The sequence below is a fragment of the Agreia sp. Leaf244 genome (assembly GCF_001422695.1).
In the GTDB taxonomy this organism is placed as follows: Bacteria; Actinomycetota; Actinomycetes; order Actinomycetales; family Microbacteriaceae; genus Agreia.
In genome coordinates this window covers 349,556-368,441 of sequence record NZ_LMLX01000004.1, presented here as the reverse complement: position 1 = coordinate 368,441, position 18,886 = coordinate 349,556, and the positions used below count along the sequence as shown (strand labels likewise).

The 18,886-nt window shown below is 67.7% G+C and carries 21 protein-coding genes; 9 read left to right on the top strand and 12 right to left on the bottom strand.

The features are described 5' to 3' along the window. Nucleotides 1-72 precede the first annotated feature (72 nt). The gene (locus ASF06_RS13835; protein ID WP_055948222.1) at nucleotides 73-996 is read left to right on the top strand and encodes a ketopantoate reductase family protein; all 924 of its coding nucleotides are present in this window, start codon (nucleotides 73-75) and stop codon (nucleotides 994-996) included. 27 nt (nucleotides 997-1,023) lie between these two features. On the opposite strand, the gene ASF06_RS13830 is transcribed toward ASF06_RS13835, so the two are convergent. The 6 genes from ASF06_RS13830 to ASF06_RS13805 form a co-directional block, all read right to left on the bottom strand. Continuing rightward, nucleotides 1,024-2,070: an NAD(P)/FAD-dependent oxidoreductase gene (locus ASF06_RS13830; RefSeq protein ID WP_235501016.1), complete on the bottom strand. Its 1,047-nt coding sequence runs from the start codon at nucleotides 2,068-2,070 to the stop codon at nucleotides 1,024-1,026. After that, a complete protein-coding gene (locus ASF06_RS13825; RefSeq protein ID WP_055948219.1) occupies nucleotides 2,067-2,942 on the bottom strand; it encodes a class I SAM-dependent methyltransferase in 876 nt (291 codons plus the stop codon). Before ASF06_RS13825 ends, ASF06_RS13830 begins: the two co-directional genes overlap by 4 nt. 66 nt (nucleotides 2,943-3,008) lie before the next feature. Next, a complete protein-coding gene (locus ASF06_RS13820; RefSeq protein WP_055948215.1) occupies nucleotides 3,009-3,296 on the bottom strand; it encodes a hypothetical protein in 288 nt (95 codons plus the stop codon). A gap of 95 nt (nucleotides 3,297-3,391) precedes the next feature. After that, on the bottom strand, nucleotides 3,392-4,717 hold the full coding sequence (locus ASF06_RS13815) for a low temperature requirement protein A (RefSeq protein ID WP_055948212.1): 1,326 nt from the start codon (nucleotides 4,715-4,717) through the stop codon (nucleotides 3,392-3,394). A gap of 68 nt (nucleotides 4,718-4,785) precedes the next feature. After that, nucleotides 4,786-5,535, bottom strand: coding sequence for an SDR family oxidoreductase (locus ASF06_RS13810; RefSeq protein ID WP_055948209.1), 750 nt, complete (start codon nucleotides 5,533-5,535; stop codon nucleotides 4,786-4,788). After that, complete coding sequence (locus ASF06_RS13805; RefSeq protein ID WP_235501015.1) at nucleotides 5,532-5,966, bottom strand: hypothetical protein; 435 nt, start codon at nucleotides 5,964-5,966, stop codon at nucleotides 5,532-5,534. The genes ASF06_RS13810 and ASF06_RS13805 overlap by 4 nt, the downstream gene beginning before the upstream one ends. 60 nt (nucleotides 5,967-6,026) lie before the next feature. Here ASF06_RS13805 and sigJ point away from each other — a divergent pair, with 60 nt between their 5' ends. Then, a complete protein-coding gene (gene sigJ / locus ASF06_RS13800; RefSeq protein ID WP_055948206.1) occupies nucleotides 6,027-6,947 on the top strand; it encodes an RNA polymerase sigma factor SigJ in 921 nt (306 codons plus the stop codon). Between the two features lie 10 nt (nucleotides 6,948-6,957). On the opposite strand, the gene ASF06_RS13795 is transcribed toward sigJ, so the two are convergent. From ASF06_RS13795 to ASF06_RS13785, 3 genes are all read right to left on the bottom strand, one after another. Then, nucleotides 6,958-7,362, bottom strand: coding sequence for a DUF6855 family protein (locus tag ASF06_RS13795; RefSeq protein ID WP_055948546.1), 405 nt, complete (start codon nucleotides 7,360-7,362; stop codon nucleotides 6,958-6,960). 48 nt (nucleotides 7,363-7,410) lie between these two features. Further along, the gene (locus ASF06_RS13790; RefSeq protein WP_055948203.1) at nucleotides 7,411-8,304 is read right to left on the bottom strand and encodes a DUF808 domain-containing protein; all 894 of its coding nucleotides are present in this window, start codon (nucleotides 8,302-8,304) and stop codon (nucleotides 7,411-7,413) included. 275 nt (nucleotides 8,305-8,579) lie between these two features. Further along, a complete protein-coding gene (locus ASF06_RS13785) occupies nucleotides 8,580-8,948 on the bottom strand; it encodes a MerR family transcriptional regulator (RefSeq protein ID WP_055948202.1) in 369 nt (122 codons plus the stop codon). Between the two features lie 134 nt (nucleotides 8,949-9,082). On the opposite strand from ASF06_RS13785, the gene ASF06_RS13780 reads away from it, so the two are divergent. The 3 genes from ASF06_RS13780 to ASF06_RS13770 all read left to right on the top strand — a co-directional run bounded on the left by ASF06_RS13780 (nucleotide 9,083) and on the right by ASF06_RS13770 (nucleotide 10,966). Beyond that, complete coding sequence (locus tag ASF06_RS13780; RefSeq protein WP_055948199.1) at nucleotides 9,083-9,808, top strand: SDR family oxidoreductase; 726 nt, start codon at nucleotides 9,083-9,085, stop codon at nucleotides 9,806-9,808. Between the two features lie 154 nt (nucleotides 9,809-9,962). After that, on the top strand, nucleotides 9,963-10,301 hold the full coding sequence (locus ASF06_RS13775; RefSeq protein ID WP_055948196.1) for an ArsR/SmtB family transcription factor: 339 nt from the start codon (nucleotides 9,963-9,965) through the stop codon (nucleotides 10,299-10,301). Continuing rightward, nucleotides 10,298-10,966, top strand: a complete 669-nt coding sequence (locus tag ASF06_RS13770; RefSeq protein ID WP_055948542.1) for a cation diffusion facilitator family transporter — start codon at nucleotides 10,298-10,300, stop codon at nucleotides 10,964-10,966. The genes ASF06_RS13775 and ASF06_RS13770 overlap by 4 nt, the downstream gene beginning before the upstream one ends. Nucleotides 10,967-10,978: 12 nt before the next feature. Here the strand turns inward: ASF06_RS13770 and ASF06_RS13765 are convergent, their stop codons facing one another. After that, complete coding sequence (locus ASF06_RS13765; RefSeq protein ID WP_055948192.1) at nucleotides 10,979-11,824, bottom strand: CPBP family intramembrane glutamic endopeptidase; 846 nt, start codon at nucleotides 11,822-11,824, stop codon at nucleotides 10,979-10,981. A gap of 81 nt (nucleotides 11,825-11,905) precedes the next feature. After that, the gene (locus tag ASF06_RS13760) at nucleotides 11,906-12,412 is read right to left on the bottom strand and encodes a GNAT family N-acetyltransferase (protein ID WP_055948189.1); all 507 of its coding nucleotides are present in this window, start codon (nucleotides 12,410-12,412) and stop codon (nucleotides 11,906-11,908) included. A gap of 31 nt (nucleotides 12,413-12,443) precedes the next feature. On the opposite strand from ASF06_RS13760, the gene ASF06_RS13755 reads away from it, so the two are divergent. Beyond that, nucleotides 12,444-13,223 (top strand): alpha/beta fold hydrolase, encoded by a 780-nt coding sequence (locus ASF06_RS13755; protein WP_055948186.1) that lies wholly within the window; start codon nucleotides 12,444-12,446, stop codon nucleotides 13,221-13,223. Here ASF06_RS13755 and ASF06_RS13750 read toward each other — a convergent pair. Beyond that, entirely contained in the window at nucleotides 13,192-14,130 is a 939-nt protein-coding gene (locus ASF06_RS13750; RefSeq protein WP_055948182.1) for a helix-turn-helix transcriptional regulator, read from the bottom strand. The genes ASF06_RS13755 and ASF06_RS13750 overlap by 32 nt on opposite strands. 136 nt (nucleotides 14,131-14,266) lie before the next feature. Between ASF06_RS13750 and ASF06_RS13745 the strand changes: the two genes are divergently transcribed. The 3 genes from ASF06_RS13745 to ASF06_RS13730 all read left to right on the top strand — a co-directional run bounded on the left by ASF06_RS13745 (nucleotide 14,267) and on the right by ASF06_RS13730 (nucleotide 18,876). Further along, nucleotides 14,267-14,815, top strand: coding sequence for a cyclophilin-like fold protein (locus ASF06_RS13745; protein ID WP_055948178.1), 549 nt, complete (start codon nucleotides 14,267-14,269; stop codon nucleotides 14,813-14,815). Continuing rightward, nucleotides 14,812-16,011 (top strand): MFS transporter, encoded by a 1,200-nt coding sequence (locus ASF06_RS13740; RefSeq protein WP_235501014.1) that lies wholly within the window; start codon nucleotides 14,812-14,814, stop codon nucleotides 16,009-16,011. Before ASF06_RS13745 ends, ASF06_RS13740 begins: the two co-directional genes overlap by 4 nt. 135 nt (nucleotides 16,012-16,146) lie before the next feature. After that, nucleotides 16,147-18,876 (top strand): glycoside hydrolase family 3 protein, encoded by a 2,730-nt coding sequence (locus ASF06_RS13730; RefSeq protein ID WP_082500958.1) that lies wholly within the window; start codon nucleotides 16,147-16,149, stop codon nucleotides 18,874-18,876. Nucleotides 18,877-18,886 lie beyond the last annotated feature (10 nt).

The following is an 18,886-nucleotide window of genomic DNA, read 5'->3' as shown; positions in this document are numbered from 1 at the left end:
CGTTGACAAGTGGAGACAGTCTCCATATTCTTGTAAGTGGAGACAGGCTCCATCTTACGGCGGGAGTTCTGCATGCGCATTCTGATGTTCGGTCGAGGCGTCATCGCGACCATCTACGGCCACGTCCTGGCGGAAGCAGGGCATGACGTCGAGTTCTACGTTCGTCCGGGCCGCGCGGAGGAGTACGGCAGTGAAGTGCGCCTCGATTGGATCGACGGGCGCCGCAAACCGTTCGGCCACCGTGTCCGCGAAACAGTCCCCACGAGGTTGCGGGAATCACTCGACCAGAGCGACGGCTTCGACCTGGTCGTACTGAGCGTCGGGCATCATCGCCTGGCAGAGGCGGCCGAGTTCCTCGCTCCCCGGCTCGGCTCGGCCACAGTGCTGGTACTCGGAAACGTCTGGCAGGAGCCGCTTGCTGCAGTGGCGCCTCTTCCGGCCGATCGAGTCGTCTTCGGATTCCCGCAGGCCGGTGGCGGCTTCGGTCCCGATGGCGCGCTGTCGGGTGCGCTGCTCTCTGCTGTCATCATCGGCATATCCGGCGAGGAGCCGACGGAGCGGGAGCGTCAGGCTCTCGCCGCGTTCCGCCAGGCCGGCCTTGCAGTGCGGCAGGAGAAAGACATGCGGGGCTGGCTGTGGCTGCACTTCGTCGCCGATGCGGGCATGTTCTCACAGGCGCTGCGAAGCGGATCGCTGGCGAAGATGGCCGGAGACCGCCGTGCTTTCCGCGCTGCGTTCGACACGACCCGAAAGCTGCTGCCGCTCCTCGAGGCGCGGGGCGTCGAACTGGGGCGGCACCGCGGAGCGATCCTGCCCTTCCGGCTTCCCCTGCTCGTTGCCACGGTGTCAGCGTGGGCCACCACGCTGGTGCCGATAGCCCGCGTTAGCCTTGCGGCTCACACAGACCCTCAGACCGAAGAAGCACTCGCCGTGCTCGACGACACGGCGCGCGAAGCGCGGCGACTGGGCGTCCCTATTCCACGCCTCGTGCACTGAATCACCGCCGCGATCCCTTCGCTCTCGTCAGATGCCGTGCCGCCGATTGCCGAGAACCGCCTCGGTTGCCTTCGCCTCCATGGCGGCCGAGAAGGGGCGGGCACGACTCTCGACGGCCCTCGCGAGGTCGGCGGCGGCGAGGTCGCCGTTCACGGCGGCACCCGCCATCACGCCCGATCCGGCGGCGACCGACACCATCGCCATCGGCTCGGCCGTGTTTCCCGCCACGAAGACGCCGGGCACCGCGGTCGCGCCGCGCGCATCCGCCACGACCTGCTCGCCGAAGGGCGTGAGGGTGCGCTCTCCGCCGAGCGCCTCGTAGAGCTCGGTGCGGGCGACGAAGCGAGGCGCAACCACGACGGCATCGACCTCGAACGACCGGCCACCCTCGATCTCGACGGCGCGCACCTGGTCGCCATCGACGATGAGCCGTTGCACCCGCGGAGTCACGACGCTCACGCCGAGCGCGGAGAGCTGCTCCCACTGCTCGTCGCTCGGCTCGGGGGCATCGTGCAGAAAGAGGGTCACGTCGGCGCTGAGCTGCCTGAACAGCATTACCTGGTGCAGCGCGCTCTCGGTGCGGCCGAGCACGGCGATGCGCTGGTCGCGCACCTCCCAGCCGTGGCAGTAGGGGCAGTGCAGCACGGTGCGGCCCCACGCCTCGCGCACTCCGGGAACGTCGGGCAGCTCGTCGACGAGGCCCGTCGCGAGCACGACGCGGCGCGCGGTGACGATGGATGCGCCGCCGTCGACCTCGATCGTGAAGGCATCGGCGACACCGGATGCGCCGGTCACGACGCCCGAGAGAATGCGCACGCCGTACGCCTCCGCCTCGGCTCGGCCCCGGGCGAGCAGTTCGAGGGGCGAGATGCCCTCCTGCCCGAGCAGGTTGTGGGCGCCGTGGGCCGGAGCGTTGCGGGCCTTCCCGGCGTCGACGACGATCACGCTGCGGCGCGATCTGCCCAGGGCGACGGCGGCGGCGAGGCCGGCGGCGCCTCCCCCGACGACCACGACGTCGGCCTGCAACTCGGCGATCGTCGCTGCCTCTGTGATCATCGCTGCCTCGGCCGTCATCGCTGCGCCTCCGCCGGTCGGGTGGCTGTCCAGATGAAGCGGGTCGATTCGAACGCCAGCCCTGCCGTGCCGTGCTCGAGTGCAGCGACCGCGGAGTCCAGGCCGGCGAGCTCGTCGGCCGAGAGGTCGTCGCCGATGACGTCGCGGTTTCTGGTCAGGTGCAGGGCGAGGTAGCGGGTGCCCTCCGACGTGTCGGTCGACGCAGCGAAGGCGGCCTCCCGCCGTTCGACGTCGACGAAGCCGGCCTGCTGCAGCGCCTGGGTCCACTCCGCGGTCACGGGGTAGCCCCGTTCGGCGAGCGCTGAGACGACGCGGTCGCCGAGGCCTGCAATACCGGTGCCGAGGTCGGTCGGCCGGTAGCTCGTCGCGGCGGTCATCTCGATGACCACGAGCACTCCGCCAGGGCGCAGCGCGTCAAAGGCCTGGCCCAGAACCACGGCCGGGTCGGTCACGTGGTGCAGCGAGAGCGCGGCCCACGCGAGGTCGATCGGGGCGGTCACGGCGTTCGGCCAGTCGCCGTCGAGGTCGACGAGCTGCGGCTGCACCCGATCGCCGAGACCAGCCTCGGCAGCAGAGGCGCGCAGTCGTTCGATCATCGCGGGCGAGGCGTCGAGGCTGTGCACGCGGGCCCGGTCGAAGCGACGGGCGAGAGCGAGAGTGCCCGTCCCCGTGCCCGAGCCGAGGTCGACGATCGTGGTCGGCTCGGCATCCAGTGCACCGGATGCGGCGTCGAGGGCGGCGTCGAGAACGGGTGCGCCGAGAACAGCATCGAGGTCGAGGATCTCGGCGAGGCCGGTGTCGTGCTCGGGTGCGGGGCCGTGGCCGGGTCGACCGTGGTGCGAGTGATGTTCGTGCGTGTGCGGCTGCGTCATGGGCTCCACGCTAGAGCCTTCTTGGCCGTGCGACATGAGTTCTTGCGAGATACGCAAGACCGCAGATCAGAGGTCGTCGAACACCGACAGCTCGTCGACAGACGAGAACGGCTCGAAGGGGCTGCTCAGGTCACCATCGTCGCGCGGCTCGTCGGGCACATCTGCGATCTCGAAGGTGACGGGTACACCGGGCGACATGAGGATCGCGAGTTCGCGATTGCCGTAGAGGGTGACTTTCACAATATCGCCGCCTGCTCGTACCGCGACGAGCGCGGCCGCTTCGATCGCCCCGACATCCTGACCTTGGGCGAGCGGGTACTGCGTGTCACTGACCGTGATGGTGATGCGTTTCATCCCTGTGCCTCCGTCGAATACACAAGCACGACCCGAGGAGCTCGCGAAACCCCTTGCCGCCTGCCCGCCACAGCGACAGCGCTCGACGGCGCACGTCAGCCCGTGTGCTCTGTCGCGGCGGGTAGGCGACGCCATGCAGCGAGCGTGTGCGCGTAGCCGACGATCTCGTGCCCCACGACCTCGATCACGGCGCCGAGCGCGACGAGGCCGACGACCACACTGAGCATCGTCATCGCGCCGGGCTCCTCGAGATCGAGGGCCTGCTGCGGGTGGAAGAGAGCGCCCACCACGACAGCCGCGGCGAGGGGTGCCATCGTGATCAGCAGCAGCGGCAGGTGCGTCAGGTCGAAGGAGCGCATGAGGACGCTCCAGATCAAGAAGATCAGAAAGATCGTTGTTGCCAGCGGCACGGCGAGTGCGAGAGCGATGCCCAGCAGAGACACCCCTCCGTGCTCCACCGCGATGGTGGTCAGGTGCAACCCCGCGCCGATGGCCGCGATGGATCCGAACAGGGCGAGGTGCGCGTAACGCCAGGCGAATGTGCGCTCCGGGCGCTGCTCGAGCACCAGTCGAGAGGGAACGAGGAAGTATGTCCACCAGACCGCCGCCGCGATGAGGAGACCCGACGACACGATCAGCACAGCCTCGGGGGACCACCCGACTTCCTGAGTCAGTGCGCCCACCGCAGCGGTCGTCCCCGCGATGACTTCGCCGATGGTGATCAGCGTCAGCAGCGCGAACCGCTCTGCGACGTGCCCCGCGTTCCAGGGCGAGAACCCGTAGCGGCGCGTCGCTACGACCGGCGCCACCATCTCTGCGAGGGCGATCCCCACGATCAGGGCGACAGTCACCGGCGCGGGCAGGGGCAGCACCGCTGTCAGGATCCAGCCGAGCTGGGCGACGGAGATGATGGCAACGTAAGACAGGGCGTTCCGGCGGTGTTCCGGGTCCTGAGTCGAGGCCCGTATCCACAGGGCGATCAAGGGCACCCGCATTACGACGTATCCGACGACCAGCAGCATATTGTTCGGGCTCTCGCCGTGGGCTGCGGCTTCGAAGCTCACGGGCAGCCCGTAGATGAGCACGATCACACCGATCATCTGCACGATCGTCGCCAGCCGGAGAAACAGGTCGTCGTTGCCGTACGCCGACGCGAACCAGGAGTAGTTCAACCACGCCCAGCTCACTGCCCAGACCGCGAAGGCGAAGGCGCCGAGAGCGGGCCAGACCGTTCCCTCGCCGAGATACTCGGCGAGCTGATCGGATGCCGCCGCGAAGGCCACCACGTAGGTGAGGTCGTAGAGCAACTCCAACGGGGTCGCAGACCGGTCTCGCTCCTGCGGATCTCGGCCCGGCATCAGCCTGACTCGATGCCGCAGCTCCTGCTGCAGCCGAGATGCGAACGTGTCTGTCTCGCTCATTCCGACCTCCTCTCCGTATCCTGCTCGCTTCGACAGGTGAGGGGAAGAGCGTGTGCGCCGCAGGCCGTTCAGCCGTCGCCGCGAGCGCGAAGCCACTCTGCGAAGGTGAGCGTGCCGAGCTGCGCGCCCGGTGCGGGAAGGAGTGCGCCGCTGCGCATCGCCGCCCCCATCGCGCCGGGCAGCGGAACCGACACGATCGGTCCGCGGCGTCCCGTCGCCGAGGCGAACGAGCGCACCAGATCGATGAGCCGCTCCTCTCGGGGGCCGGCGAGATCGCGCACCCGACCCTGGGCATCCGACTCTGCCAGCTCGACCAGCCGCTCGGCCACCTCGACGGCCGCGATCGGCCGAGTGCGCATGATCGGCACCGCATGCACAGGGCCTATGCGACCTCGGTCGTAGATCTGCGCGGCGAACTCGTGGAACTGGGTGGCGGGAAGGATCGTGTAGGGCAGGGGGCCGCGCGTCACGAGGCTCTCCTGCAGGGCTTTGCCGGCGTAATACCCGGATGGCGCGCGGTCGACGTTCACGATCGACAGCGACACGAGATGCCCAACACCCGCGGCGACGCCTGCCTTGAGGAGATTGGTGGTGGATGCTCCGAAAAACGCCCTCGACGCACGGCCCGATGTCGTTTGGATGCCCGAGGCGTCGATCACGGCATCCGCCCCGTCGAGCGCGCGGACCACGGCCGCGGCGTCGAGTAGATCGACGCCCTCGGCACGACTGAGGGAGACGACGTCATGGCCGCGTGCGCGGGCGACCCTCACGACATAGGCGCCTACTGTCCCCGTGGCTCCGGCGATGGCGATTCTCATGCGCCGATCCTTTCTCCAGGCTCACTTGAACGAGCACGTTTCGACTCGGGCAGCATCAGCACGATTCCGAGCGCCAGGCTGCCTCCGAGCGACACGACATTGCCCACGACATCGATCGGCTCGAGCGAGTCGAGGTGCGCCAGGTGGTAGCCCAGGTGCGGGATGCCGAAGACCGTCCAGGCCACTCCGACCACCCGGCCGGCATCCGGTCCCCTCGAGAATATGGCCGCCACGCTCGCGCCCGCGAGCGCGAGGTAGAGCGCCCCGACGTCTCGGATCAGATGCTCGTTGAAGGGTCCGTCGATGGCGATCCAGATGCGGCCGAAGCCAGGAAAAGCGTCGTAGAACGAGGTCGGCCAGAATGCCGCCCAGGCCCCGACGATCACGCCGAGGGCCGCGGTGACGGCGAGGATGGTGCGTCGAATTGTCATGGTCACACCTCTATGACGATGCAGCCCGCCCGAATGTGAGGTCGCGGCATACTGATTGTCATGACACTCGCCGGGGCCGATGAGCTGCAGGCCGAACGACCGCGGCTGCTCGGCATGGCGTTCCGCATGCTCGGCACCATGGCCGACGCCGAGGATGCCGTGCAGGAGGCCTATCTTCGCTGGCACAGGCTGGCCGATGACGAGCGCCAGCGCATCCGGATGCCCGCCGCCTGGTTCACCCGGGTGACCAGCCGCATCTGTCTCGACGAGCTCGGCAGTGCACGCGCGCGCCGAGAGCAGTACGTCAGCGAGTGGCTGCCCGACCCGGTCCCTCAGGAGCGTGCGACCGAACTGTTCGGCGGTCTCGAGGAGTCGCTCGTCGACCCGCTCGACCGCATCGAGTTCGACGAGTCGGTGAGCACGGCCCTGCTGGTCGTGCTCGAATCGCTCACTCCGGCCGAGCGGGTGGTCTTCGTGCTGCACGACGTGTTCGGCCTGCCGTTCGGCGAGATCGCCGAGGCCGTCGATCGAAAGCCGGATGCGTGCCGCCAGTTGGCGACGTCGGCTCGGCGCCACGTGCGCGAACGCCGTGAGGGCGACGTACCGACCGCGCTGCACGATGAGGTGGTGCAGGCGTTCGTGGCCGCCGCCCGCGGGGGAGACATCTCCGCACTCACCGCGGTGCTCGACCCGTCGGTCGAACTCCGATCCGACGGTGGCGGCCTTGTCTCGGCTGCCCGCAAGCCCGTGCGCGGGGCGCTGAATGTGACCCGGTTCCTGCTCGGGATCATGGAGAAGCAGCCCGACACCGAGGTCTCGGCGCGCATCACGGGCGACGGCATGGCCCTGGGCTTCGGCCCCGCAGGCGTCGTTACGGGTGTCCTGAACCTGCACGTTCGGCTCAACGAGTCGGGCGACGCTCAGGTGACGGATGTCTGGATCGCGATGAACCCCGAGAGACTGGCGCTCTGGCAGGCGTGACCCGCTGTGGTCACCTCGCGCGTACCCGGTTGTTCCTGGCTCCGTGCTCGAGTTCGACGAGATCGAGGTGCTCGAGCAGGGGTGGCAGGTACACGCCGAAGCGTCCGCGGTATCCCTTTCGAAGCCCGTACCAGCCGCCGACCGGATTCGACTCGTCTCGCCCGAAGGCCTCGACGGTGCCGGGCACTGCAGGCTTGTTCTCGTCGGCGCCGCCCAGGGCGACCCAGTCGTTCTGCTCGAGCAGCCAGCTGCGGAGGTCGTCCACCGCACTGAGGCGGTATGTGAGGATCGTGGAGCCGACCGTGCAGACGAGGGTTTCTCCGTCGCGATGGATCGTATAGGCGGAGGAGCCGGGCGCCGTTGTCAACGCGACGGGAGCATCCTTGCCGCCGATCGCATCCGTTGTCTGTGACATGGTCGCGAGCATACGCGCATCGCAGTCGAAGCGGTCACTATTCGGCAATCAGTGCGAGACTGCCGCAGAGCGGTTGCGCTTCATGAGTCGCGACAGGCCCATGACGATGCCGACGATGATCACTCCGAGCACCAACCCGAACACGAACGACACCGCGGTGTCGGCGATCCAGACCACGACGGGGCCCGCGGCCTCGACGGCGTGCGTGACCACGTGCACCAGGTCGTACGGGCCGTGCCAGAATGTCTCGGCGAGGTTCGTGATCACCAGGTGGCCACCGACCCAGAGCATCGCCACCGTTCCCACGATGCTGATCACACGGAACACCGCGGGCATCGCCCGCACGATGCGCGCACCGGTACGACGGATGCCTCGGGCCGGGTTCTTCATCAGACGCAGGCCGATATCGTCGATCTTCACCAGCAGGGCCACCGCACCGTAGACGAGCAGGGTCATGCCGAGGCCGATCACGACGAGGGCGCCGAGCGTGAGCCAGATTCCGAAGTCCGGATCGAGGCTGTCGAGTGCGATGAGCATGATTTCCGTGCTCAGGATGAGGTCGGTGCGGATCGCGCCGAACACGAGCTTTCCCTCGGTCTTCTGCTCCCCGTCGTCCTCTGCGTGGTGCACGCCGAACCACTCGGTGACCTTCTCCGCGCCCTCGAAGCAGAGGTAGGTGCCGCCGATGATCAGCAGGAAGGGCAGAACCCATGGGGCGAACGCGCTGAGCAGCAGCGCGATCGGAATGATGATGACGAACTTGTTGACGAGGCTTCCGAGCGCGATCTTCCACACGACAGGCAGTTCGCGCGCGGGCGTGAGCCCCTGAACGTACTGCGGCGTGACGGCGGCGTCGTCGATCACGACGCCAGCGGTCTTCGCGCTCGCCTTGAGGGCGGCGGTCAGAATGTCATCGACGACGGCGAGCAGGCCGACCGACATGGGCGTCTCCTTGGATTGGGGGCGTCTTCGTGCTGCCGGTGCAGCTGGTCCGGCTCCCAGAGTATCCTGCACCGCTCGAGCAGGCTGCCCGTCGACAAGCCCAGGGAAGGCTGTTCGTCGAGCTGTCACAGAATGCACAGATCCGACTCAGGATGCGCGTTCTCTGACAGACCGCTGCGGGCCGGCGGCGGCGACTTGCCAGAGAGTGCGCTCTTCTACGCATCTGTGCGCGTTCTGTGGCAAGTCGCAACGGTTCCTCGGCAGATGCCGCGCGCTCACCGAAGCGAGGGGCAGTGCTCCGGCGTCGGGTTGCGGGTGATGTCGATCATGTGGTCGAGGGCGTCGCGCGCGGCGGCGAGGTCGGCCATCGCGTCTGTGATTCGCCTGCGCTCCTCCTCGAGAATCTCGAAGACCTCGGGAGAAGCGTGACCGCTGTCAACGCACGGAAGCAGCTGGAGAATGGTGCGGCTCGGCACGCCGGCGGTGAAGAACTGCTGAATGAGCTGCACCCGCTCGACCGCCGACTCCGTGTAGGTGCGCTGACCCGTCGATGTGCGCTCCGACCCCAGCAGCCCCTGCTCCTCGTAGTACCGGAGCGCCCGCGTACTGACTCCCGTTCGTTGGGCGACGTCGCCTATTCGCATGATGCCCTACCTCTCAGAACGGTGAATTCACCTCGTGACTTGCCCTTGACGTCAACGTCAACATTTAGCGTAGCCGATGTCGCCTCGCAAACGCGCGGCGACAAGACGCCCACCAGCAGAAAGCACGGCACAGCATGAACATCACCGACCAGGTCGCCTTCGTCACCGGAGCCAACCGCGGCATCGGCCGCCAGTTCGTTCTCGAACTGCTCGACCGCGGGGCCGCGAAGGTCTACGCCACCGCACGGCGCCTCGAAACTATCGACTTCGATGACGCCCGCGTTGTTCCCCTGCGGCTCGACCTGCTCGATCACCAGTCGGTGGTCGAGGCGGCCGCCTCCGCGAACGACGTCACGCTCCTCGTCAACAACGCCGGCATCTCGACCGGTGCATCCCTCGTGACCGGCGAGCTGAGCGAGCTCCACCGCGAGTTCGACACCCATTTCTGGGGCACCCTCGACGTGATCCGGGAGTTCGCTCCGACTCTCGCACGTAGCGGCGGAGGCGCCATCGTGAACGTACTCTCAGCCCTGTCATGGTTCGCCGCACTGGGCAGCGGCGGGTACTCCGCAGCCAAGGCGGCCGAATGGAACATGACCAACGGCGTACGTCTCGAACTGGCCGCCCAGGGCACCCTCGTGCAAGGCGTGCTGCTCGGCGCTGCAGACACCGACATCGCGGCCGAATACGACGGCCCGAAGATCGACCCGCGCGATGTTCCCCGCCTTTCATTCGACGGCCTCACCGCCGGCTCGATCGAGGTCATCGTCGACGACTGGACCGCCATGGTCAAGGCCTCGCTCGCCGGCGACCCGGCCGCCTTCTACGAGCAGATGACCCAGCTCCTCGGCACCGACTGAGGTCGGCACACGAACGTTGCCGGTGACGACGGATGTTGCCGGTCGCCCGGCATAGTTCGTCGCCGCCGGCAACACTCGAGCACCCCGAGCGCACAGCGGATAGGAGGGCGGACCGCATCTCCCTTTAGTACACGCTTTGCTGTACTGTCGAGGCATGCCCGCCGCAACCGCAACGCTGTCGCACACCGCCGCGCTCTCCCGCCTGGGCCACGCCCTCGGCGATCCGACGCGGGCCGGCGTTCTGCTCGCGCTGCGCGAGGCGCCCGCCTACCCGTCCGATCTCGCCGACGACCTGGGGGTGTCACGGCAGGTCATGTCGAACCAGCTCGCCTGCCTGCGCGGATGCGGCCTCATCGAGGCGATGCCCGAGGGCCGTCGCACCGGCTACCGACTCGCCGACGAGCACCTCGCGGCCGCTCTCGACGAGCTGCTGCGGGTGACGCTCCGCGTCGAGCCCGACTGCTGCGACGGCGACGGATGCTCGTGCGCATGACCGCGACGCAGGCTCCCGCCCCCGAGAGACGACAGCAGCTCCAGCGCCGCATCCGGTTGATCGTCGGAGCGACGATCGCCTACAACGTGGTCGAGGCCGTCGTCGCTATCACCGCCGGCTCCATCGCGTCGTCGGCCGCGCTCATCGGATTCGGGCTCGACTCGGTGATCGAGGTTCTCTCCGCGGCTGCGGTCGCCTGGCAGTTCACGAGGCGCGATCCGGAGCGCTGGGAGAAGGGAACCTTGAGGGTCATCGCGGTGGCGTTCTTCGCTCTCGCCGCGTACGTCACGGTGTCCTCCGTCTTCGCGCTGGCGAGCCAGGAGCAGGTGCGGCATTCCACCCTCGGCATCGTCATCACCGCGCTCAGCGTCGTGATCATGCCGTTCCTGTCGTTGGCCGAGCGCCGCGCCGGCCGCGAACTGGGGTCGGCCACCGCCGTCGCCGACTCCAAGCAGACCCTGATCTGCACCTACCTGTCGGCCGCCGTGCTCGTCGGCCTCGTGCTGAACAGCCTGCTCGGCTGGTGGTGGGCGGATGCGATCGCAGGCCTGGTCATCGCGGGCTTCGCTGTGCGCGAGGGCATCGAGGCGTGGCGCGGAGACACCTGCGCGACGTCGGTGGGAATGCTGCTCGACGACGAAGACGACCACGACCACGACGACTGACCCCGTTGCGGATCAGGCACGGGCGGCGCCTCCCGACAGCCCCGCGCGAGCAGATGCCCTGTCTCTGCCACCGCTGAAGATGAGCACGATCAGCAGGATGAGACCGAAGAAGATCACGATGATGTTGCCCGGGCCCGCCAGCGGAGCGAGCGGGCTCGCGGCCGACGGATTGGTCGAGAACAGGAAGATGCTCGGGTCGGTGCTGGCGTGCAGCAGAATCGGCACGATCAGGCGGCCGGTTACCCGGTAGGCCAGATACATCAGCAGGCCGAACAAGAAGGTGTAGCCCACCTGCACGATCGTCGCGAGCGCGCCCTGCCCGTCGAAGAGGTTGCCCGCGTGCAGCATCGCGAACAGCGCGGCCGACACCAGCGCGACGGCGATTTCAGGATGCCCCGCCTTGCGCATGAGCTGCACGACGAATCCACGGGTGAGCACTTCCTCAGCGAACCCGATGAACAGGCCCGTCATCAGCCACGAGAAAAGGAGCGCCGCGCCCGTCTTCTCATAGTCGAGGGCAATGAATCGGAAGATGTTCGTGAGCAGCACGACCGCGACCGCGACCCACATCCAGCCGCGACCGCGGATGGCCTGGCGACCGAAGAGCTCCTTCAGCCATCCGACCGACCACGCGAGAATCACGAGCAGGATGCTGCCGAGCAGGATAGGCAGACCGACGTTGACGAAGATGCCCAGCGCACTGTCCGCCTCGATGGCTGCACCGCGGAAGACGAGGTTGAGCAGCAGCCCACCCAGCTGGTACACGCCGTAATAGACGAGCACGAGGATGAGGGCTTTCCACCACCCGCCCCGTTCCCAGAAGCTCTTCCATGGCGACGGGGTGTTGTGCTCGTGCATCGGAGCCCTCTCAGACAGCGAGAGTTGCTCGACGTGCCACCCCCCGGTTCAGAAAGCCTAGAGGAACAGGGCACACCGAGATCAGGCCACCGACGTGTCGATCCAGAACTGCAGTTCGCCCTCGCTGTTCAGGCCGCCTTCCTCGACGCCTCCATTGCGCCGCACGACAGCGATCGAGGCGGCGTTGTCGGGCGCGACGGTCAACAGCGCCCGGTCGATGCCCAACGCGGCGCATCTCACCAACGCGTCCCCGAGCATCCGGGTGGCGTGACCCTGGTTCTGCCATGGGTACACGACGTGATAGCCGATGTGGCCGCCACCCTCGTCGTCGGTGAGTTCGTGCCTGATGACGAGCGAGCCGATGTAGTACTCGCCCGAGGTGAACCAGAAGAGTTCGGAGGGAACACCCCAGCGCTCGCGCACGCCCGTTCTCTCGGCCACGAAGGCATCGAAGTCGAGGCTCGCGGCGCTCAACCACTGCGCGTCCGATCCCCGGTGTTTCATGTCCGCCTGTTCGCCGACGAGATACGAGGTCTTCACGACGGCCGATGGCACGGTCAACGCGGGTGCTGCGGGCAACTGGATCATGCCGAGAAGCGTACAGAGCTACTGTGATTCGATGCGGCAGACCACCTACCTGACCATCAACGGCACCGAGCTGTACAGCGAAGTGGATGGCGAGGGCGAGCCTGTGCTGCTTTTGCATGGCGGCTTCTGCTCGCTCGAATCGCTGCGGGCCCAGTCGGATGCGCTCGTGCCTCGCTACGAGGTGCACGCGTTCGAGCGCCCTGGCCACGGGCGGTCCGCCGACATCGACGAGGAGTACAGCTACGAGCGCGGGCTCGCCGACACGGTCGCCTACCTCGATGCACGGGGACTCGAGAGTGTTCATGCCATCGGCTACAGCGACGGCGCGATCCTCGCCCTGATGCTCGCACTCGAGCATCCCGAGCGGGTGCGCTCGGTCGTGTCGATCAGCGGCAACCTCGATCCCTCGGCGTTCGATCGATCGGGCGAGCACGAACGGTTGCTGCTATCGGCCGAGCCGGCGGCGACGACCGGGCCCCACGCATCCGAGGACCAGCCCAAGCCCGACCTCGAGCGCCAGCACTACGAGCGGCTCTCCCCCGACGGCCCGCAGCACGCCGACGTCGTGCTCGAGAAGCTGTTTCGCCTCTGGACTACCGAGCCGAACATCGACCCCGCCCGACTCGCGAGTATCGCGGCGCCGACGCTCATCGTGGCCGGCGACCGCGACTCGATCAGGCCCGACCACAGCCTGCTCATGGCCGCCTCGATCCCCGGCGCCCGGCTCTGCATCGTGCCCGGGGCATCCCACGGTCTGCTGGCCGAGCAGCCCGAGCTGATCAGCCGGGTGATCGGCGACTTTCTGCCGTAGCGACGACCCCCTCCTGCACCTGCTGACGGGCCCTCGGATCGCGGGCGATGTCGGCGATGTGCTCGGTCGCGGCCCAGGTCGAGAGGAGGCGCAGCGCGTCTTCGGACGGGCTCCCGGGGGCGGCGGTGTACACCGTGAGGGTGTGTCCGGGATCGTCCTCGAGTTCCATGACGTGATAGGTCAGCTCGAGTGCGCCGACGACGGGGTGCTGGAACTGCTTGGCCCCCGAGTAGTGGCGACGTACGTCATGTGCTCCCCAGAGAGTCCTGAACTCCTCGCTGCGCACCGAGAGTTCGCCGACGAGGTCGCTGAGCTCCTTGTCGAACGGGCTTCGACCGGCATCGCGGCGAAGGATCTGCACGTTGACATTCGCCGCTCTGTTCCAATCGGGGTAGAGATCGCGCGCCCGGGGATCGAGGAAGATGAACCGGGAATGGTTCGCCGGCCGGGCGCCTATGCGATACATCTCCGAGTACAGGGCGAAGCCGAGCTCGTTCGCCGCCACCAGGTCCATGCGGTTGTTGCCCACGAAGGCCGGGGCGCCGGTGATCGAATCGAGGAGATGCTGCGTCGCCGGTCGAAGGCTGTGCGCCGGTGGCTTCGGCGCGCGGGGACGACTGCCGAGGTTCGCGGTGCGGGCGAGATCGTGCAGGTGATCCCGTTCGGCGTGGTCGAGATCGAGGGCGCGCGACACGGCATCGAGCACACTGTCTGAGACGCCCGTCAGATTGCCGCGCTCGACGCGGGTGTAGTAGTCGACGCTCAGTCCGGCAAGCCGAGCGACCTCGTCGCGGCGCAGCCCGGGAACCCGTCTTCTGCCTCCCGACGGTTCCACGCCGGCCTGTTCCGGGCTGATCCGCGCCCGGCGCGAGACGAGAAACTCGCGTACTTCACTGCGGTTGTCCATGGCTCCACGCTAGGTGTCTCGGCCAGTCCGGAGGGAGGTTCTGCCGCAACCCGTTTAGCCAGCACCCTCGCTACCTCCGCGGAGGGCGCGTTGACTGAACACACCCCACCGAACCAGCAGACAGAGGAGATCGGGCATGACCACATCACAATTCCGCGCGGCCGTGCTGGCCATCGTGACCGTGATGGGCGTTGCCGCATGCGCCTCCGATCCTCAGCCCCCATCGAACACTCCCTTCGAAGCAGGCCCGACCTCACCCCCACCCTCGACCCTCATGCCGACGACCGCGCCCGCTGCCACCGAGAACCCGGAGCCCGACGTGCCCAATCAAACGACCATCACCATCACTGTGAACGGCACACCCGTCACCGGGGTGCTTCAGAACAACGCGGCATCGGCATCCCTGCTGGCGCAACTGCCGCTCGAGCTCTCGTTCGCCGACTACGGCGGGCAGGAGAAGATCGCGGGCATCCCGATGCCGCTCGCTCTCGACGGTATGCCCCCGGGCGGCAGCGCCAAGCCGGGCACGATCGGCTACTACGCACCTGACCAGGCCATCGTGCTCTACTACGGTTCGGTCGGCTACTACGACGGCATCATCCCGCTCGGTACCTTCGACGATGTCGCCACCGTGCGGGACTCACCCGCCTTCGTCGGCACAGTCACCGCGGGCGGCGCCGAATGAGCGCCGTCACGGCGAGCACCCCGGTGACCGAGGCATCCGCCGAGAAGCGACTGCCCCTACTGGCGCTGATCTCGCTCGCGTTGATCGGTTTCATCCTGCTCGCGATGGAGACGATGCCGGCGGGCCTGCTCCCCGACATTGCAAAGGGCATGGCCATCAGCGAGGGAACCGTGGGCCTGTTCGTCAGCGCCTACGCGCTCGGAACCGTCATCGTCACCGTTCCCGCCATCTCGCTCACCCGGCGGTTCCGCCGCAAGCCGCTGCTGCTGCTCAGCGTCGCAGGGCTGATTGTGGCGAACGCCGTTACCGCGATCTCTCCCGACGTCGCTCTCTCCCTCGCATCCCGCTTCGTGGCCGGCTCGTTCTCGGGCATCATCTGGGGAATGCTCGCGGCATACGCCATTCGCATCAGCCCTCCGTCCCGCTCCGGGCTCGCCCTGTCGATCATGTCGATCGGCGCCCCGCTCGGATTCGCGTTCGGAACGCCCCTCGGCGCATTCATCGGGGGCCTCACCGACTGGCGCTGGTCGTTCGCCGGCCTCAGCCTGCTGGGCCTGGTCGTGGGCGTCATCATTCTCGGTTGCGTGCCGGATGCTCCAGGGCTGCCCGCCGCCACACGGTTGCCGCTCCGCAGGGTCATCACACTGCGCGGCGTGCCGATCGTGCTGATCGTGATCGTGGTGTGGATGCTCGCCCACAGCACGATCTACACCTACGTCGCCCCGTATCTGCGGGCGACGGGCACAGGCATCACGCCCGACCTGATGCTGCTCGTCTACGGCGTCGCCTCTCTCGGCGGAGTCGCGCTCGTGGGTGTCTTCCTCGACCGCCACCCCCGCGCGCTGCTGCACCTCTCGGCCGCGACGTTCGCCGCCGCCGGCGTCGTACTGCTCGTCGGACACGCCTCCACGCCCGCGATCCTCGTCGCAGCGGTGCTCTGGGGCATCAGCTTCGGTGGCACCGCGCCGCAGCTGCAGAACGCCTTGACCCACGCGGGCGGCGACAACGCCGACATCGCCAACTCGTTCCTGCCCGTGGCATTCAACCTCGCCATCTTCGGTGCAGGCATCCTGGGAGCCCTGCTGTTGACGGTCGGTGACGGCCTGATTCTCCCGGCCGCCATGACCGTGCTCGGCGTATTCGCGCTCGCGCTCACTCTCTATGGTCGCCGCACCGCCTTCGCCGCTCGGTGCTGATCACCTGTGACCCGCGTCACCGCATCACCCCCGCGCTCCCTCCGGAGTCATTTCGCTCTTGCCCCGCGGCGCTCAGTGTGATTGGGTGATGAAGCGCTTCATGAAGCGCTTCATTGCAGCTCAAGGAGGAACTGAATGACACAGAGAACGAGAATCTCGAGGATCGCGGCAGGGGCAGGGGCGGCGCTGATCGCCGTTTCGGCGCTGACAGGAGCGGCCCTGGCCCCTGACCAGCCCTGGCGGGATGCGTCGCAGGCGCCGGAGTGGCGCGCGCAATCCCTCTTGTCGGCCATGACGGCCGACGAAAAGGTGACGTTGATCCTCGCCACGAACGACGCCGACTTCGCGCCCCTGGCCTACCTCGGCATCCCCGAGATGAGGCGAGTGGATGCCTCGGGCGGGCTCCGGGGAGGCACGGGCGTCACGGCTTTCCCGGCCCCGAACGCCCTCGGAGCCACGTTCGACACCGAGCTCGCATCCGAGTACGGGGCGGTTATCGGCGCGGAAGCCCACGACAAACGCTGGAACGTCGTGCTCGGCCCCACCGTCGACATCGATCGCAACGGCCTGTCAGGACGCGCCGCGGAGGGCTACGGCGAGGACACGCTCGTCAACGGCCGGATGGGCGCCGCCGTGTCGGCGGGCGTCGAGAGCGAAGGTGTCATCACGATGCTGAAGCACTTCGCCGCCTATGCCCAGGAGAGCGGGCCGCGCGAGACCCTCGGCGTCACAGTGCCGGAGCGCGCGCTCCGCGAGCTCTACTACCCGCCGTTCGAGACCGCAGTGGTCGATGGAGGAGCCGACTCCGTGATGTGCGCATATCCGCGCGTCAACGGAACGTACGCCTGCGAGAACCCGGACATGCTCTCTGCACTGAAGACCGATCTCGGGCTCGACGGTTATGTCGCCACCGACTTCGACCCCCGATCCGAGTGGATCTCGGGCATCAACGCGGGCGTCGACTCGCAATCGCTGTTCGCCAAGACAGACCGCACCCCGTTCACCGACGGCCGCATCTCGGCCGAGCGCGTCGACGACGCTGCCTACCGGATCCTGCTGGCACTCTTCGACTCCGGCGCATTCGATGCGCCCCTGCCTGCCGCGGCAGCCGACGTCGTGACGAACGACGAGCACTTGGCGACCGCTGTCGAGACCGGCGAGGAGGCGACCGTCCTGCTCAAGAACTCAGGCGTTCTGCCCCTGAGCACCGAACCGTCAGTGGCCGTCATCGGCCCGGCCGGCGCGGATGCGATCACCGGGATCGAGGGGTCGTCGTACGTGAACCCGGGCGACTTCGTGACCCCTGCCGAGGCGATCACCGCCAAGGCCGGCGAGACCACGATCTCGCAGGGATCGCTTGGCGACGTCGCACTGCCCACGGCTCCTGCGAGCGCATTCGGAACAGGCCTCGATGCCGAATACTTCGGCACTGGCGACCTCTCCGGCCCGGCGATCTCGACGGGCACCGTGTCGAACGTCGACTTCTCGGGCGCCCCGGTGCAGGGCCTGCCGTCGACGTGGTCTGCCCGCTTCTCGGGCACGATCACCCCCACTTCGACCGGGATCCTCCGCCTGTCGTCGCTGCTGTCGGGCAGTGCGAAGGTCACGGTGAATGGCGAGACCGTCTTCGACGGCACACGCTTCATCTGGGACTTCTTCTTCGCACCCCAGGAGTACACGCTGGGCGGAGTCGTCGAACTCGAAGCCGGAGTTCCTGCTGACATCGAGATCGAATACTCGACGACGGGCGGCGGTTTCTTCGGACCCCGTCTGACACTCGGATGGCAGCCCGACAGTCTCATCCCCGCGGCCGTCGAGGCTGCACGCAACTCCGACGTGGCGGTCGTGTTCGCGAACGAGTTCACGGGAGAAGCCGTCGACAGGGTGGGGCTTTCGCTCCCCGGCGACCAGAACGCGCTCATCGAGGCGGTGTCCGCCGTGAACCCGAAAACGATCGTTGTTCTGCACACACCGGGACCGGTGCTCATGCCGTGGCTCGGCGACGTGGCCGCCGTGACCCAGGCCTGGTACCAGGGAGCCGCAGTGGGAGACAGCATCGCCAACGTGCTCTACGGCGATGCAGACCCGGGGGGCCGCCTGCCGATGACCTTCCCCGCTTCGACCGATCAGGGCCCGACACTCGTGCGCGACAGTAATGACGTCACCTACGACGAAGGCATCTACGTCGGATACAAGTGGTACGACCAGAACGACGAGACACCGCTCTTCCCGTTCGGCTACGGGGAGTCGTACACCGACTTCGCCTACTCCGATCTCTCGACGACGCCGCTGGTGATCCCGGCCTCGCCCGTCGACGGCCCATCGACGGCCGCCTCGATCGCGACGACTCCTGCGACAGCGTCGGTGACCGTCACGAACACGGGAGACCGCTCGGGGTCCGACGTTGTGCAGTTCTACACCGGAGCGTTGCCGACGGACTCCGTCGACACCGTCGATCGAGCGCTGGCCGGATTCGCCAAGGTCGACCTCGAGCCGGGCGAATCCCAGCGGGTCACCGTCGAACTCGACAACCGTGTGCTGTCGTACTGGGACACGGAGGCGGACCGCTGGGCCACGCCGACCGGCGCGGTTCCGCTCGTCGCCGCGCGATCCGCGGTCGATGACCAACTGTCCTCGACGGTGACAGTGGCGGTCGCGCCGACCTCGGTCGACCCGGGCGAGACGCAGGGCACCGACCCCGCGGGCGCCCAGCCCGGCGCATCCGGTTCGGACACACTCGCGGCCACAGGAAACAGCACGGCGACGACGTTCGGGCTGGTGGCCGGCGTGCTTCTGCTGATGGGGGCAGGGCTCGCAGCGGTCCATCGTCGGCGGTCGCGCAACGCGATCACCGTCCGCGACTAGCAGCACCGCA

Excerpts from the sequence above, each read along its gene's own strand:
- ASF06_RS13835 (WP_055948222.1), top strand. The coding sequence starts at position 73 with ATGCGCATTCTGATGTTCGGTCGAGGCGTCATCGCGACCATCTACGGC.
- ASF06_RS13830 (WP_235501016.1), bottom strand. The coding sequence starts at position 2,070 with ATGACGGCCGAGGCAGCGATGATCACAGAGGCAGCGACGATCGCCGAG.
- ASF06_RS13825 (WP_055948219.1), bottom strand. The coding sequence starts at position 2,942 with ATGACGCAGCCGCACACGCACGAACATCACTCGCACCACGGTCGACCC.
- ASF06_RS13820 (WP_055948215.1), bottom strand. The coding sequence starts at position 3,296 with ATGAAACGCATCACCATCACGGTCAGTGACACGCAGTACCCGCTCGCC.
- ASF06_RS13815 (WP_055948212.1), bottom strand. The coding sequence starts at position 4,717 with ATGAGCGAGACAGACACGTTCGCATCTCGGCTGCAGCAGGAGCTGCGG.
- ASF06_RS13810 (WP_055948209.1), bottom strand. The coding sequence starts at position 5,535 with ATGAGAATCGCCATCGCCGGAGCCACGGGGACAGTAGGCGCCTATGTC.
- ASF06_RS13805 (WP_235501015.1), bottom strand. The coding sequence starts at position 5,966 with ATGACAATTCGACGCACCATCCTCGCCGTCACCGCGGCCCTCGGCGTG.
- sigJ (WP_055948206.1), top strand. The coding sequence starts at position 6,027 with ATGACACTCGCCGGGGCCGATGAGCTGCAGGCCGAACGACCGCGGCTG.
- ASF06_RS13795 (WP_055948546.1), bottom strand. The coding sequence starts at position 7,362 with ATGTCACAGACAACGGATGCGATCGGCGGCAAGGATGCTCCCGTCGCG.
- ASF06_RS13790 (WP_055948203.1), bottom strand. The coding sequence starts at position 8,304 with ATGTCGGTCGGCCTGCTCGCCGTCGTCGATGACATTCTGACCGCCGCC.
- ASF06_RS13785 (WP_055948202.1), bottom strand. The coding sequence starts at position 8,948 with ATGCGAATAGGCGACGTCGCCCAACGAACGGGAGTCAGTACGCGGGCG.
- ASF06_RS13780 (WP_055948199.1), top strand. The coding sequence starts at position 9,083 with ATGAACATCACCGACCAGGTCGCCTTCGTCACCGGAGCCAACCGCGGC.
- ASF06_RS13775 (WP_055948196.1), top strand. The coding sequence starts at position 9,963 with ATGCCCGCCGCAACCGCAACGCTGTCGCACACCGCCGCGCTCTCCCGC.
- ASF06_RS13770 (WP_055948542.1), top strand. The coding sequence starts at position 10,298 with ATGACCGCGACGCAGGCTCCCGCCCCCGAGAGACGACAGCAGCTCCAG.
- ASF06_RS13765 (WP_055948192.1), bottom strand. The coding sequence starts at position 11,824 with ATGCACGAGCACAACACCCCGTCGCCATGGAAGAGCTTCTGGGAACGG.
- ASF06_RS13760 (WP_055948189.1), bottom strand. The coding sequence starts at position 12,412 with ATGATCCAGTTGCCCGCAGCACCCGCGTTGACCGTGCCATCGGCCGTC.
- ASF06_RS13755 (WP_055948186.1), top strand. The coding sequence starts at position 12,444 with ATGCGGCAGACCACCTACCTGACCATCAACGGCACCGAGCTGTACAGC.
- ASF06_RS13750 (WP_055948182.1), bottom strand. The coding sequence starts at position 14,130 with ATGGACAACCGCAGTGAAGTACGCGAGTTTCTCGTCTCGCGCCGGGCG.
- ASF06_RS13745 (WP_055948178.1), top strand. The coding sequence starts at position 14,267 with ATGACCACATCACAATTCCGCGCGGCCGTGCTGGCCATCGTGACCGTG.
- ASF06_RS13740 (WP_235501014.1), top strand. The coding sequence starts at position 14,812 with ATGAGCGCCGTCACGGCGAGCACCCCGGTGACCGAGGCATCCGCCGAG.
- ASF06_RS13730 (WP_082500958.1), top strand. The coding sequence starts at position 16,147 with ATGACACAGAGAACGAGAATCTCGAGGATCGCGGCAGGGGCAGGGGCG.